Raw genomic sequence first — 13,406 nt, 5'->3', positions numbered from 1 at the left:
CCTAAATCCTGTACTTGTGAAGACTTGCGCGACGTAAGTAATTACTTACGGATCGGCTTGCGCGGACCTTTACGGGTACGAGCGTTAGTCTTGGTGCGCTGACCGCGTAGCGGCAGGCTGCGACGGTGACGAAGACCGCGGAAGCAACCCAGGTCCATCAGACGTTTGATGTTCATGGATACTTCACGACGCAGATCACCTTCAACGGTCAGTTTCGCAACTTCACCGCGGATGGTTTCGATCTGGTCTTCGGACAGATCACGAAGTTTGGTGGATTCAGCGATACCTACCGCTGCCAGAATAGACTTGGCCGTAGTGCGTCCGACACCATAGATATGGGTCAGGGAGATCACGGCGTGCTTGTGGTCTGGTACGTTTACACCAGCAATACGTGCCATAGAGGCGTACTCCACGTATTGTGAACCGCACAACTTTGGTTGTGGCGCGATTCAATTCTTAATTCGGCGCTGACAGCGAATAAAAAGCCACCAACACCACCAAAAAGGCGCGCAAGAATAGCTTTTCATACACCAAATTGCAATAGCCCGCCTTCCCAGAGCCGAAACTCAGGGTGAAACGGACGACAGTCAACGCCCCCTTTTTAGACCGCCGAAACAGCACCTGCTGACTCTTTGGTCTTACCGCAAATCAAAACATCTGCGGTGCGCCTTTTAACACGGGGCTGTGCCAAGAGGCAAATTCTTTCACGAACAATTGGTTTCCCAACCAACTCGGCGTGTTGACGCCGAAACTCGCCTTCCCTGGCGAGCCACTAATCGACAAAATGGCCGATTAGCCCTGCCGCTGCTTGTGACGAGGCTCAGCGCTGCAGATAACCCGCAGAACGCCTTTGCGACGTACGATTTTGCAGTTACGGCAGATCTTTTTAACAGAAGCGCGTACTTTCATGACCTTACCTCAATTCAATCCTGCTGCCCGGGTCACCGATTAACGGCGACCGTAGCCTTGCAGATTTGCCTTTTTCATTAACCCATCATACTGGTGGGACAACAGGTGCGACTGCACTTGCGCCATGAAGTCCATCACAACGACCACAACGATCAGCAGTGATGTACCGCCCAGATAGAACGGAATGTTCAGCCCAACTACCAGGAACTGCGGCAGCAGGGATACCAATGCGATGTAGCAAGCACCCACCAGGGTCAAGCGAGTCAGAACGCTGTCGATGTAACGAGCGGTCTGTTCACCTGGGCGAATACCGGGTACGTAGGCACCGGATTTTTTCAGGTTATCTGCCACTTCATTCGGGTTAAACATCAACGCCGTATAGAAGAAGCAGAAGAAGCCGATCAGCAGAGCGAACAGAATAATGTTCAGGGGCTGACCCGGGCCCAGCTGCAGTGCCATCCACTGCAGAATCTGTGCACCAATGCCTTCACCACCCTGGCCGAACCACTGCGCAAGTGTCGCAGGGAACAGCAGGATACTGCTGGCAAAGATCACCGGGATCACACCGGCCATGTTGACCTTCAGCGGCAAGTGGCTGGACTGTGCCGCAGGCGCCTGCGAGTAACGACCTGCCTGACGACGTGCGTGGTTGATAGTAATACGGCGTTGACCGCGCTCCATCACCACTACGAAGTAGACTACCGCTAACGCTACGAAGCCGATGGCCAGCAGCATCAGGATGTGCAATTCACCCTGACGCGCCTGCTCGAAAGCCTGACCGATGGCACTGGGGAGACCAGCGACGATACCGGCAAAGATCAGCATCGAAATGCCGTTACCAACACCGCGCTCGGTGATCTGCTCACCCAGCCACATCATGAACACTGCACCGGTTACCAGTGACACAACAGCCACAAAGTAAAAACCGAATGCGGGCTCTGCGGAATAAGCGAGGTTTTGTCCGGCGAGACCAAAGGTCATACCGATACCCTGGATCAGAGCCAGAAACACCGTCAGATAACGGGTGTACTGGTTGATTTTACGACGGCCTGCATCACCTTCCTTCTTTAACGCCTCCAAGGAGGGCGTTACTGCGGTCATCAACTGCATGATGATGGACGCAGAGATGTAAGGCATGATGCCGAGCGCAAGAATACTCATCCGCTCCAGTGCACCACCGGAAAACATGTTAAACAGACCCAGGATCGTTCCCTGATTCTGATTGAACAGATTCGCCAGTTTCTCCGGATCAATACCGGGCACCGGAATGTGGGTCCCTATGCGATAAACAAGAATCGCGAGAAACAGAAAACGAAGGCGAGCCCAAAGCTCGCCTAATCCCTTGCCGTTGCCCAGGGAGTTAACACCAGTTCCTGGTCGTGCCATTGGGGCCTCGATTTAGTCTTCTACTTTTCCGCCAGCAGCTTCGATGGCTGCTTTAGCACCCTTGGTGACACCCAGACCTTTAACGGTAACCGCTTTGGTCAGTTCACCAGAAAGGAACACTTTGGCGCGCTTAATGTGGTTGCCGATAATATCGGCATTCTTCAGCGCTGCCAAATCAATAGTGTCGCCTTCTACCTTCGCCAGCTCCGCCAGACGCACTTCCGCTACAAAGCGGCCAACGCGAGAGGTGAAGCCGTACTTCGGCAGACGCTTCTGCAAAGGCATCTGACCGCCTTCGAAGCCCGGACGAACACTACCGCCGGAGCGGGATTTTTGACCTTTATGGCCGCGACCGCCGGTTTTACCCAGGCCGCTACCAATACCACGACCAACGCGCTTGGCGCTGCTCTTGTGACCCTCAGCGGGAGACAGTTCATTCAAACGCATGTTACGCCTCCTCCACTTTAATGAGGTAGTTCACTTTGTTGATCATGCCGCGCACAGAGGGAGTGTCTTCCACTTCCACAGTGTGACCAATGCGGCGCAGACCCAGACCAGCAACACACGCCTGATGATTCTTCAGACGACCGTTGATGCTTTTAACCTGGGTTACTTTGATGGTCTTCTTAGCCATGACTCATTCACTCAAAGCAAGTTCAGACCGGGCTACAGCGAATCACTACAGCCCGAGCCGAATCAGTTCAGGATTTCTTCCACAGACTTGCCGCGCTTGGCAGCAACGTCTTCTGGGCTACTCATTTTGCCCAGCGCACTGAAGGTGGCGCGTACGACGTTTACCGGGTTGGTAGAGCCGTAGCACTTGGCCAGTACGTTGTGGACACCAGCCATTTCCAGTACGGAGCGCATGGCACCGCCGGCGATTACGCCGGTACCCTGGGAAGCGGGCTGCATGTATACCTTGGAACCACCGTGGCGACCGTTGGTAGCGTACTGGATGGTGTCACCATTCAGATCTACCTGGATCATGTTGCGACGCGCAGCTTCCATAGCCTTCTGGATGGCTACTGGCACTTCGCGGGCTTTACCACGACCAAAGCCAACGCGGCCATTGCCATCGCCAACTACGGTCAGAGCGGTGAACGCGAAGATACGACCACCTTTAACGGTTTTGGCAACACGATTGACCTGAACCAGTTTCTCCTGGAGGCCTTCGTCGTTGCTCTTCTCGACTTTTTCTCTAGCCATAACTCAACCCTTAGAATTTCAGACCGGCTTCACGGGCAGCGTCAGCCAGGGCCTTAACACGGCCGTGGTATTTGAAACCGCTACGATCGAAGGCTACCGTTTCAACGCCAGCGGCTTTCGCACGCTCAGCGATCAGGGTGCCAACGGCTTTAGCAGCATCGACGTTACCAGTTTTGCTTTCACGCAGGTCCTTATCCAGAGTAGAGGCGGTGGCCAATACCTTGTCGCCATCGGCGGTCAGGATCTGTGCGTAAATGTGGCGAGGAGTGCGGTTCACTGTCAGGCGAACGGCGCCCAGCTCACGGAACTTGGCGCGGGCACGACGTGCACGACGCAAGCGAGTTTGCTTCTTAACGTTCATATCTATGCCTTACTTCTTCTTGGCCTCTTTGCGATACACGCGCTCATCGGCGTAGCGGACACCCTTACCTTTGTAGGGCTCCGGCGGACGGAATGCGCGGATCTCTGCGGCCACTTGACCTAACAGCTGCTTATCGCTGCTCTTCAGTACGATTTCAGTCTGGCTCGGGGTTTCTGCAGTAACACCTTCCGGCAGTGCGTAATCTACCGGGTGAGAGAAACCGAGAGTCAGATTAACGGTCTTACCAGATGCTTTCGCACGGTAACCTACACCGTTCAGCTGAAGTTTCTTTTCGAAACCCTGACTGACACCGACCACCATGTTGTTAACCAGCGCGCGGGTAGTGCCGGCGAGGGCACGGGCCTGCTTGGAACCGTTGCGTGCAGCAAAGGTCAGCTGATTCTCTTCCTGTTTAACTTCAACGTCGCTGTGCGCGGAGAAGTTCAGGTTGCCATTACCACCTTTCACAGCGATTTCCTGACCTTTCAGGTCAACGGAAACGCCAGCGGGGATACTTACGGGACTATTAGCTACTCGAGACATATTAACCCCCGCTTAGAATACGGTGCAGAGCACTTCGCCGCCGACGCCAGCCTGACGGGCAGCGCGATCAGTCATCACACCCTGAGAGGTGGAGACGATAGCGATACCCAGGCCACCGCGAACGGACGGCAACGCTTTCTTACCTGCGTAGTTACGCAGGCCTGGACGGGAAACCCGGTCCAGCTCAGCAATTACCGGCTTGCCCTGGAAGTATTTCAGTTCAATGGTCAGCTCAGGCTTGGCACCTTCGCTAACAGCGACATCAGTAACGTAACCTTCGCTCTTCAGAACGTTTGCTACGGCTACTTTCAGTTTGGAAGAAGGCATAGAAACACTGCCCTTGCCGCGCGCCAAGGCGTTGCGGACGCGGGTCAGCATATCTGCCAACGGATCTTGCATACTCATTACTTAAGACTCCTCAAGTGTGCCGTATTACCAGCTGGACTTAACCAGACCGGGGACATCACCACGCATAGCGGCTTCACGCAGTTTGTTACGGCACAGGCCGAACTTGCGGTAGACAGCGTGGGGGCGACCAGTGATACGACAGCGACGTTGCTGACGTACCGGGCTTGCATCGCGCGGCATTTGTTGCAGCTTGAGTTGAGCCTCCCAGCGCTCCTCATCGGAAGCGCTGGCACTGGCGATGATCGCCTTCAGCTCTTGACGCTTTTCAGCGTACTTAGCTGCGGTTCGAGCGCGCTTGTTCTCACGCGCAATCATGGATTTCTTCGCCATGGAATCCTCTTAACCCTTGAAAGGGAAGTTGAATGCTTTCAGCAGTGCACGACCTTGTTCGTCGGTAGCTGCTGTAGTAGTGACACAAATATCCAGACCACGAATTTTGTCTACTTTGTCGTAGTCAATTTCCGGGAAGATAATTTGTTCTGTTACACCCATTGAGAAGTTACCACGACCGTCGAACTGCTTCGGGCTAATGCCACGGAAGTCGCGGATACGTGGGATAGCGATACCAATCAGTCGCTCCAGGAACTCATACATGCGCTCACCGCGCAGAGTTACCTTACAACCGATCGGCCATTCTTCACGGATTTTAAAACCCGCGATAGACTTGCGCGCTTTGGTCACAATAGGTTTTTGACCAGTGATTGCAGTCATGTCATTGACTGCATGTTCCAGTACCTTCTTATCACCAATGGCTTCACCGACACCCATGTTGACGGTGATTTTGGTGATGCGCGGCACGGACATTACGTTCTCAAGTCCCAGCTCTTCTTTAAGCTTGGACGCGAGTTCTTTGGTGTAGAGCTCTTTAAGCCTTGCCATGTTTTCCACCTGACTTATGCGTCAACGGCTTCGCCGCTGGATTTGAAGACGCGGATCTTAGTGCCATCTTCCAGTACTTTGAAGCCTACCCGGTCAGCTTTTTGCGTATTCGGGTTGAAGATGGCTACGTTGGAAGCCTGAATAGCGGCCTCTTTCTCAACGATCCCACCGGCAACACCCAACTGTGGGTTCGGCTTCTGGTGTTTTTTGATCATCTGAACACCGGATACGATCAAACGGCCATCGTTCAGCACCTTGGTTACGGTGCCACGCTTGCCCTTGTCGCGACCGGCGATAACGATCACTTCATCGTCACGCTTGATCTTGCGCATTACTCTTCTCCGCTCGTGGCTTAGATAACTTCGGGAGCCAGTGAGATGATCTTCATGAACTTCTCACCACGCAACTCACGAGTTACCGGGCCAAAAATACGGGTGCCGACCGGAGCTTGGTTCTGGTTCAGCAGCACCGCTGCGTTATCGTCAAATTTGATCAGGGAGCCGTCTGGGCGACGCACACCTTTTTTGGTGCGAACCACAACAGCGGTCATTACCTGACCCTTTTTCACTTTACCGCGAGGAATCGCTTCCTTAACGGTTACTTTGATAATGTCGCCAACACCAGCGTAGCGACGGTGGGAGCCGCCCAGCACCTTGATGCACATGACACGGCGAGCCCCACTGTTATCGGCTACTTCTAAGTAGGATTCTGTTTGAATCATTGTTCCTCTCCGAAAACCGGTTTAGGTTTTCACAGTCAATGGGCCCAGGTTTAAACCTTCGCCGCACGCTCTACAATAGTTTGCAAGGACCAGGACTTACTCTTGGACAGCGGACGAGACTCTTCAATGGTCACAACATCACCGATGTTGCAGTCATTGTTCTCATCGTGAGCCTTGAGCTTGGTGGACTTGCTCAAAATTTTGCCGTAGATCGGGTGCTTAACACGGCGCTCGATCAAAACGGTGATGGTTTTATCCATCTTGTCACTCACAACCTTGCCGGTCAGAGTACGCTTCAGTTTTGCTTCAGCCATGATTAATTACCTGCCTTCTCGGTCAACACAGTCTTAATGCGAGCAATGTCGCGACGAGTCTGCTTCAGCAGATGGGTCTGAGTCAGCTGACCGGTGGACTTCTGCATACGCAGCTTGAACTGTGCTTCAAGCTGGGTAATCAGTTCCTGGTTCAGTTCTTCAACTGACTTTGAGCGTAGATCTGCAGTCTTCATTACATCACCGAACGCTTAACGAAAGTTGTCTTTACAGGCAGCTTGGCTGCGGCGAGCTCAAATGCTTCGCGAGCCAATTCTTCGGAAACACCCTCCATCTCGTAGAGGACCTTACCTGGCTGAATCTGGGCAACCCAGTATTCAACGCTACCCTTACCTTTACCCATCCGAACCTCGAGAGGTTTGTTGGTGATGGGCTTGTCTGGAAACACACGAATCCAGATTTTACCGCCACGTTTAACGTGACGAGTCATTGCGCGACGAGCCGCTTCGATCTGACGCGCAGTAATGCGTCCACGACCGATGGCCTTGAGGCCGAACTCGCCAAAGCTCACTTTAGAGCCGCGCTGGGAAAGACCGCGGTTGCGACCCTTCTGTACCTTGCGGAATTTTGTACGCTTTGGTTGTAGCATCTGCGCACCCCTTACTTAGAAGCTTTCTTGCGAGGCTTCGCTGGTTTCTCTTCGGCAACCTCGTCACCGATGACTTCACCTTTGAAGATCCAAACTTTCACACCAATGATGCCGTAAGTCGTGCTGGCTTCAGCGGTGCCGTAGTCGATGTTGGCACGCAGGGTGTGCAGAGGTACACGACCTTCGCGGTACCATTCGGTACGTGCGATCTCGGCGCCGCCCAGACGGCCGCTAACCTGGATCTTGATACCTTGTGCGCCCTGGCGCATTGCGTTTTGCACGGCACGCTTCATAGCGCGACGGAACATAACGCGACGCTCCAGCTGCTGAGCAACGTTCTGGCCAACCAGAGTGGCGTCCAGATCAGGCTTGCGCACTTCTTCGATGTCGATGTGCACGGGCACACCCATCTGAGCGCTAACTTCGTTGCGCAGACGCTCTACGTCTTCACCTTTCTTACCGATTACGATGCCCGGGCGCGCAGTGTGAATGGTCACACGAGCGGTGTTGGCCGGACGTTCGATCTCGATGCGGCTCACAGAAGCGTGGGCCAGTTTTTTGCGAATGAATTCGCGAACTTTCAGATCCGTGTACAGCTTGTCTGCGTACTCGTCGCTGCCGGCATACCAAACAGAAGTATGCTTTTTAACGATACCCAGACGAATGCCGGTAGGATGTACTTTTTGTCCCATGGTTTTCTCGCCTGCTCTCTTATTTCTCGGCTACTTTCACAGTGATGTGACAAGTACGCTTCAGAATACGATCGGCACGACCTTTTGCACGCGGCTTAATGCGCTTCATGGTCATACCCTCATCCACGAAGATGGTGGAAACCTTCAGTTCGTCGACGTCGGCACCTTCGTTGTGCTCGGCGTTGGCGATGGCAGATTCCAGAATCTTCTTGACGATCGCAGCACCCTTCTTGTGGCTGAAAGCCAGGATATCCAGGGCTTCCTCGACACCTTTGCCGCGAATCTGATCAGCTACCAGACGCGCTTTCTGTGCCGAAAGACGAGCACCGCGTAGTTTTGCTTGCACTTCCATCTCTATAACCTCGGCTTAGCGCTTCTTCGCTTTCTTATCCGCGGCATGGCCACGGTAAGTGCGGGTAGCGGCGAATTCGCCCAGCTTGTGGCCAACCATTTCTTCGTTGACCAGAACGGGCACGTGTTGACGACCGTTGTGTACAGCAATCGTCAGGCCCACCATTTCCGGCATAACCATGGAACGGCGGGACCAGGTTTTAATCGGCCGGCGATCATTTTTCTCGATCGCTGCCTCCACCTTTTTGATCAAATGCAGATCAATAAAGGGACCTTTCTTTAATGAGCGTGGCACTGTCGATTCCTCTCTAGCAGCTCAGACATCGCGCGGCTTATTTGCCGCGACGACGTACAATCATGTTGTCGGTGCGCTTGTTCTTACGCGTTTTCTTACCCTTGGTCGGAACGCCCCAAGGTGTCACAGGGTGACGACCACCGGAGGTACGACCTTCACCACCACCATGTGGGTGGTCTACCGGGTTCATCGCCACACCGCGAACGGTAGGACGAACACCGCGCCAGCGTTTGGCACCAGCTTTACCCAGCTTGCGCAGGCTGTGTTCAGAGTTGCTCACTTCACCCAGGGTGGCGCGGCACTCAGACAGAACTTTACGCATTTCGCCAGAACGCAGACGGATAGTCGCGTACTGACCTTCACGGGCAACCAGCTGTACAGAGGCACCGGCAGAGCGGGCCAGCTGAGCACCTTTACCAGGCTTCAGCTCGATGGCGTGAATTACAGAACCAACAGGGATGTTGCGCAGCGGCAGGGTGTTACCTACAGCGATAGGCGCAGCGTCGCCAGATTGGATCTTGGCACCGGCCTTGAGGCCTTTAGGCGCAATGATGTAACGACGCTCACCGTCGGCATAGCACACCAGGGCGATGTGCGCGCTGCGGTTCGGATCGTATTCCAGGCGCTCAACGGTGGCTGGAATGCCATCTTTGTTGCGCTTGAAATCCACTACGCGATAGTGATGCTTGTGACCACCACCGATATGACGGGTGGTAATGCGACCGTTGTTGTTACGGCCACCGGTCTTGGACTTCTTCTCAACCAGCGGAGCGTAAGGCGCACCTTTGTGCAGGTCGGTATTAACAACCTTTACCAGGTGACGACGGCCAGCAGAGGTCGGTTTTGCTTTTACAATAGCCATTGCAACTTTCCCCTTTACTCAGCGGCTTCGAAGTTGATGTCGCTGCCTTCGGCCAGACGAACGTAGGCTTTTTTCCAGTCGTTGCGCTGACCCATGCCAGTGCGAGTACGCTTGGTTTTGCCCTTAACGTTCACGGTGCGAACCTGCTCAACAGAAACGTTGAACAACTTCTCTACCGCGGCCTTGATTTCGGCTTTGGACGCGTCGGTGGTTACCTTGAAAACTACCTGGTTGGCGGCGTCCGCCAGTACAGCAGCTTTCTCGGAAATTACCGGGCCCAGCAGTACTTTGTAGATTCGCTCTTGGTTCATCCCAGCACCTCATCAATTTTCTTCAGTGCAGAAACGGTAACCACGACCTTGTCAAAGCGAATCAGGCTTACCGGATCGATACCCTGTACATCGCGAACATCGATCTTGTGCAGGTTGCGCGCGGCCAGGTAGAGGTTTTCGTTAACCTCTTCGGTCACGATCAACGCGTCGGACAGATCGTACTGTGCCAGCTTGGTTACCAGCTGCTTGGTCTTCGGCGCCTCAACGTCGAAAGACTCAACTACAACCAGACGCTCCTGACGAGCCAGCTCAGAGAGAATGCAGCGCAGTGCAGCACGGTACATTTTCTTGTTCAGCTTTACACTGTGATCACGCGGTTCAGCAGCGAAGGTTACGCCACCAGAACGCCACAGCGGGCTACGGATAGTACCGGCACGAGCACGGCCAGTACCTTTTTGGCGCCACGGCTTCTTGCCGCCGCCGGAAACCGCAGAGCGGTTTTTCTGAGCCTTGGTACCCTGACGAGCGCCAGCCATATAGGCGACAACTGCCTGGTGCACCAGGTCCTGATTGAATTCACGACCGAAAGCCACTTCAGAGACTGCAACAGTGCCTTTAGCGCCTTCGGGAGTAGCGATATTCAGTTCCATATCTATTTCCCCTCAGACTTAGGCTTTAACTGCCGGACGAACGATCACGTCACCACCGGGAGCGCCAGGTACGGCACCTTTAACCAGCAGCAAGTTACGTTCGGCATCAACACGAACCACTTCCAGGTTTTGCGTGGTTACACGCTCAGCACCCATGTGACCGGCCATTTTCTTGCCTTTCCACACACGACCAGGAGTCTGGCACTGACCGATAGAACCGGGAGCGCGGTGAGACAGGGAGTTACCGTGAGTAGCGTCCTGGGTACGGAAATTCCAGCGCTTAACGCCACCCTGGAAACCTTTACCTTTGGAAGTGCCGGTTACGTCGATCTTCTGACCAGCTTCAAAGCCAGATACAGTGATTTCAGAACCGATTTCGAAGGACTCTTCAGAACCGTCAGTACGCAGTTCGAAAAGTGCAGAGCCAGCCTCAGTGTTGGCTTTGGCGAAGTGGCCCGCTTGGGGCTTGGAGACACGGGAAGCCTTACGGGAACCCACAGTTACCTGAACCGCGGAGTAGCCGTCAGTTTCCACAGTTTTCACCTGAGTGACGCGGTTCGGAGCTACCTCGATAACAGTTACCGGGATAGAAGCGCCATCTTCGGTGAAGATGCGAGTCATGCCGCTCTTGCGGCCGACAATACCTATAGTCATCTTTTCAACCTCTCAGTGCACGGGGCTTTAACCCACTGCGGCCGCCCAATTTCAGAGCGTTACACTACCCAGACCGTTTTCGCCTGGGATTCGGTAGTTAATTTAACGTGTTAGCCGAGACTAATCTGAACCTCAACACCGGCCGCCAGATCGAGCTTCATCAGCGCGTCAACGGTCTTCTCGGTAGGCTCTACAATGTCCAGCAAACGCTTGTGAGTACGGATTTCGTACTGGTCGCGCGCGTCTTTGTTGACGTGCGGAGAAATCAGTACGGTGTACTTCTCTTTACGAGTCGGCAGCGGGATAGGACCGCGTACTTGTGCGCCAGTGCGCTTGGCCGTCTCAACAATCTCCTGGGTAGACGCGTCGATCAGCTTGTGATCGAACGCCTTCAGGCGAATTCGGATGCGTTGACCCTGCATGGAATCAAACTCCAATAATAAAAGCTAAAGAACGTCCTTTTACGCAGCCCCGAGGGCGGGCGAAAAGGAGCGCGAATTCTACGGGCGAAGTTTTGAGCTGTCAACCGCTAATAGCGAACGCTCATGCGGGCATAGAACACGGCTGAATCCTGCTCGGGAGTCGCTTCCTTAGTGGGCTCTGCGAAGTTCATCGATAGTGACCAGAAGGTGCCCGAAAGTGCCAATCCAACGCCCCCCGCACCAAGCGCGGTCTCGACGTTAATTTTTTCCGTTCCGTCCGCACCACGATCCAGAGATTTGGCTTCGCCGTAATCGAAGAAAAGGTATGGCTCCACAGTCACACCCCACGGCTGCCAAGCATCGTAATGCAGCTCAGCCTGCCCATACCATCCCCGGTCACCGCTGACAGCGCTGGGCAAATAGCCCCGGATACTAGTTGGACCGCCGAGCGAGAAAGACAGCGAACCCGGCAGTTGCGCATCGTTACTGTGCTGCCAGGAGGAGAGCAGAATACCGTAGAAGCCTGTAGTGCCCGCGCGCACGTACCCGGTCAGCGCTCCATTATACAGGGTCTCCTGAGTAGCCTGACGTGCTGAGCCCACGTCGGACTTGTCGTCAAAATCAGTGTAGGCCAGCATTTGGCGGCCGGTCACCTGCCAGTTACGCCCTACCCAGTTGACGCTGGCGCCAACCTGACCCTGCAGGATAGCGTCGTCACTAAACACAACCCCAGCGATTTCGGTGGTAGATCGGGTGTAGCCGGCGGCGCCAAGCACATTTAGCCAGCCGCGTTCGCCGGACCATGCCAGCCAGGAGGACTCGAGCCCGAGACGGTGCGAATCACCCTGCACATCGGAAGTGGCAAAATCCCCCTCGGTCAGGTCTGTACGGGTCAGAGACGCACTGCCACCGAAACGCCAAAGGGTACCGGGGAGAGGCCGGTTATAGCTCAGACTGAGGGACTGTGCACCCTCACTACCCGACAGGTAGGCAATGGCACGATCGCCACCAGAAAGCAGGTGCTGGCGGCGGTACATAAAGCCAAGTGACTCGCGCCCGGAACTCTCGTAGCCGTAGTTGTCGGCGAAGGTCTGGAAAAAGCCGCGCTCAGGCTCCTGTACGGTGACCACAATGTCGGTCAGGCCAAAGGATTCACCGCGGCGCAGTTCCGCGCGAATGCGCTCGTCATGCAATCGGTTGAACTCGAGGATATCCGCCTGCAGCAGCGGCATATCCACAGTTTCCTGCCCCTGATGCTTGACCATCCACTCAGAGAAGAAGGCGTCCGCAGTGTATTCGTTGCCCTCAAAGCGAATCTCGCCCAGCTTGCCCTCGATCAGGCGAATTGATACCACGCCCTCTTTTACTTCCTGCTGCGGCAATACCGCTACGGCGGTATAAACGCCAGATTCGCGGTAGGTGCGGTTAATCGACTCTACGATCTCCATCAGCTGGCTGTGGGCGACCTGCTGCCCCAGATAGGGCAGGACGATGTCCCGCAGCTGCTGCTCGGTAAGCAGCTCCGATGGACTGAAGCGCACGCTGCGCAGCTCGAATACCGGCCCCTCCAGCTCACGGGGATCACCGGTCACTTCAACCTCATCTATCCCTCGTAACGCGGGCGCCCCAGGGCGATCCATCAGCAACTGCTCGCGACGGCGAATCTCCGCCGCCTGCTCCCCCGCATCCGCGCCGGGAATATGCTCGGGCAGGTCGACTCCCGTCTGCGCCCAAGCACAGGGTACCGCCACTGCGAGCGCCACTACCTGCGCAAGCTTTCCAAATTCCAACCTTGCCACTTTCACCACCATTCAGGTTTATCGCCAATTCCCGGCGGCTCGCGCCGGGACGGCCGTGTTACATCTTTATATAAA

Annotated in this window: 25 protein-coding genes; all 25 read right to left on the bottom strand. The window is 54.8% G+C overall.

Features of this window, described 5'->3' with window-relative positions; translation table 11 throughout:
* Window positions 1-41 precede the first annotated feature (41 nt).
* Window positions 42-398: a 30S ribosomal protein S13 gene (gene rpsM / locus LCM31_RS15740; protein WP_010133823.1), complete on the bottom strand. Its 357-nt coding sequence runs from the start codon at window positions 396-398 to the stop codon at window positions 42-44.
* 394 nt (window positions 399-792) lie between these two features.
* The gene (gene rpmJ, locus LCM31_RS15735; protein ID WP_010133825.1) at window positions 793-909 is read right to left on the bottom strand and encodes a 50S ribosomal protein L36; all 117 of its coding nucleotides are present in this window, start codon (window positions 907-909) and stop codon (window positions 793-795) included.
* A gap of 39 nt (window positions 910-948) precedes the next feature.
* Window positions 949-2,295 (bottom strand): preprotein translocase subunit SecY, encoded by a 1,347-nt coding sequence (secY, locus tag LCM31_RS15730; RefSeq protein WP_077406642.1) that lies wholly within the window; start codon window positions 2,293-2,295, stop codon window positions 949-951.
* Between the two features lie 12 nt (window positions 2,296-2,307).
* A complete protein-coding gene (gene rplO / locus LCM31_RS15725; RefSeq protein WP_222232523.1) occupies window positions 2,308-2,742 on the bottom strand; it encodes a 50S ribosomal protein L15 in 435 nt (144 codons plus the stop codon).
* Between the two features lies 1 nt (window position 2,743).
* Window positions 2,744-2,929 carry a 50S ribosomal protein L30 gene (rpmD, locus tag LCM31_RS15720; RefSeq protein WP_077406649.1) on the bottom strand — a complete coding sequence of 62 codons (186 nt, stop codon included), beginning with the start codon at window positions 2,927-2,929 and terminating at the stop codon, window positions 2,744-2,746.
* Between the two features lie 62 nt (window positions 2,930-2,991).
* Window positions 2,992-3,501: a 30S ribosomal protein S5 gene (gene rpsE / locus LCM31_RS15715; RefSeq protein ID WP_010133830.1), complete on the bottom strand. Its 510-nt coding sequence runs from the start codon at window positions 3,499-3,501 to the stop codon at window positions 2,992-2,994.
* Window positions 3,502-3,511: 10 nt separating this feature from the next.
* Window positions 3,512-3,862 (bottom strand): 50S ribosomal protein L18, encoded by a 351-nt coding sequence (gene rplR, locus LCM31_RS15710; RefSeq protein WP_222232521.1) that lies wholly within the window; start codon window positions 3,860-3,862, stop codon window positions 3,512-3,514.
* 9 nt (window positions 3,863-3,871) lie between these two features.
* Window positions 3,872-4,405 carry a 50S ribosomal protein L6 gene (rplF, locus tag LCM31_RS15705; RefSeq protein ID WP_222232518.1) on the bottom strand — a complete coding sequence of 178 codons (534 nt, stop codon included), beginning with the start codon at window positions 4,403-4,405 and terminating at the stop codon, window positions 3,872-3,874.
* A 12-nt stretch (window positions 4,406-4,417) separates the two neighbouring features.
* A complete protein-coding gene (gene rpsH / locus LCM31_RS15700) occupies window positions 4,418-4,810 on the bottom strand; it encodes a 30S ribosomal protein S8 (RefSeq protein ID WP_222232516.1) in 393 nt (130 codons plus the stop codon).
* 27 nt (window positions 4,811-4,837) lie between these two features.
* Window positions 4,838-5,143 carry a 30S ribosomal protein S14 gene (rpsN, locus tag LCM31_RS15695; RefSeq protein ID WP_010133834.1) on the bottom strand — a complete coding sequence of 102 codons (306 nt, stop codon included), beginning with the start codon at window positions 5,141-5,143 and terminating at the stop codon, window positions 4,838-4,840.
* A 9-nt stretch (window positions 5,144-5,152) separates the two neighbouring features.
* Complete coding sequence (gene rplE, locus LCM31_RS15690) at window positions 5,153-5,692, bottom strand: 50S ribosomal protein L5 (protein ID WP_077406658.1); 540 nt, start codon at window positions 5,690-5,692, stop codon at window positions 5,153-5,155.
* Between the two features lie 14 nt (window positions 5,693-5,706).
* Window positions 5,707-6,024, bottom strand: a complete 318-nt coding sequence (gene rplX / locus LCM31_RS15685) for a 50S ribosomal protein L24 (RefSeq protein ID WP_077406661.1) — start codon at window positions 6,022-6,024, stop codon at window positions 5,707-5,709.
* A 20-nt stretch (window positions 6,025-6,044) separates the two neighbouring features.
* Complete coding sequence (rplN, locus tag LCM31_RS15680) at window positions 6,045-6,413, bottom strand: 50S ribosomal protein L14 (protein ID WP_077406664.1); 369 nt, start codon at window positions 6,411-6,413, stop codon at window positions 6,045-6,047.
* 50 nt (window positions 6,414-6,463) lie between these two features.
* Window positions 6,464-6,727, bottom strand: a complete 264-nt coding sequence (rpsQ, locus tag LCM31_RS15675; protein WP_222232514.1) for a 30S ribosomal protein S17 — start codon at window positions 6,725-6,727, stop codon at window positions 6,464-6,466.
* Window positions 6,728-6,729: 2 nt separating this feature from the next.
* A complete protein-coding gene (gene rpmC / locus LCM31_RS15670) occupies window positions 6,730-6,921 on the bottom strand; it encodes a 50S ribosomal protein L29 (protein ID WP_010133840.1) in 192 nt (63 codons plus the stop codon).
* Window positions 6,921-7,334, bottom strand: coding sequence for a 50S ribosomal protein L16 (gene rplP, locus LCM31_RS15665; RefSeq protein ID WP_222232512.1), 414 nt, complete (start codon window positions 7,332-7,334; stop codon window positions 6,921-6,923). The genes rpmC and rplP overlap by 1 nt, the downstream gene beginning before the upstream one ends.
* An 11-nt stretch (window positions 7,335-7,345) precedes the next feature.
* Entirely contained in the window at window positions 7,346-8,026 is a 681-nt protein-coding gene (gene rpsC, locus LCM31_RS15660) for a 30S ribosomal protein S3 (protein WP_077406673.1), read from the bottom strand.
* A 19-nt stretch (window positions 8,027-8,045) separates the two neighbouring features.
* Window positions 8,046-8,378, bottom strand: a complete 333-nt coding sequence (gene rplV, locus LCM31_RS15655; RefSeq protein WP_010133843.1) for a 50S ribosomal protein L22 — start codon at window positions 8,376-8,378, stop codon at window positions 8,046-8,048.
* Window positions 8,379-8,393: 15 nt separating this feature from the next.
* Complete coding sequence (gene rpsS / locus LCM31_RS15650) at window positions 8,394-8,672, bottom strand: 30S ribosomal protein S19 (RefSeq protein WP_010133844.1); 279 nt, start codon at window positions 8,670-8,672, stop codon at window positions 8,394-8,396.
* A 37-nt stretch (window positions 8,673-8,709) separates the two neighbouring features.
* The gene (gene rplB, locus LCM31_RS15645) at window positions 8,710-9,534 is read right to left on the bottom strand and encodes a 50S ribosomal protein L2 (RefSeq protein WP_077406676.1); all 825 of its coding nucleotides are present in this window, start codon (window positions 9,532-9,534) and stop codon (window positions 8,710-8,712) included.
* A 14-nt stretch (window positions 9,535-9,548) separates the two neighbouring features.
* Window positions 9,549-9,845 carry a 50S ribosomal protein L23 gene (gene rplW / locus LCM31_RS15640; protein ID WP_077406679.1) on the bottom strand — a complete coding sequence of 99 codons (297 nt, stop codon included), beginning with the start codon at window positions 9,843-9,845 and terminating at the stop codon, window positions 9,549-9,551.
* Window positions 9,842-10,456: a 50S ribosomal protein L4 gene (rplD, locus tag LCM31_RS15635; protein WP_222232508.1), complete on the bottom strand. Its 615-nt coding sequence runs from the start codon at window positions 10,454-10,456 to the stop codon at window positions 9,842-9,844. Before rplD ends, rplW begins: the two co-directional genes overlap by 4 nt.
* Before the next feature lie 18 nt (window positions 10,457-10,474).
* Window positions 10,475-11,110, bottom strand: a complete 636-nt coding sequence (gene rplC / locus LCM31_RS15630) for a 50S ribosomal protein L3 (protein ID WP_010133848.1) — start codon at window positions 11,108-11,110, stop codon at window positions 10,475-10,477.
* 110 nt (window positions 11,111-11,220) lie between these two features.
* Complete coding sequence (gene rpsJ, locus LCM31_RS15625; protein ID WP_010133849.1) at window positions 11,221-11,532, bottom strand: 30S ribosomal protein S10; 312 nt, start codon at window positions 11,530-11,532, stop codon at window positions 11,221-11,223.
* Window positions 11,533-11,639: 107 nt separating this feature from the next.
* The gene (locus tag LCM31_RS15620) at window positions 11,640-13,331 is read right to left on the bottom strand and encodes a ShlB/FhaC/HecB family hemolysin secretion/activation protein (protein WP_224871627.1); all 1,692 of its coding nucleotides are present in this window, start codon (window positions 13,329-13,331) and stop codon (window positions 11,640-11,642) included.
* Window positions 13,332-13,406: the final 75 nt, after the last annotated feature.

Origin of the sequence: Microbulbifer agarilyticus, assembly GCF_020171345.1 — a bacterium.
In the GTDB taxonomy this organism is placed as follows: Bacteria; Pseudomonadota; Gammaproteobacteria; order Pseudomonadales; family Cellvibrionaceae; genus Microbulbifer; species Microbulbifer agarilyticus_D.
This window is presented reverse-complemented; position numbering and strand designations above follow the sequence as displayed.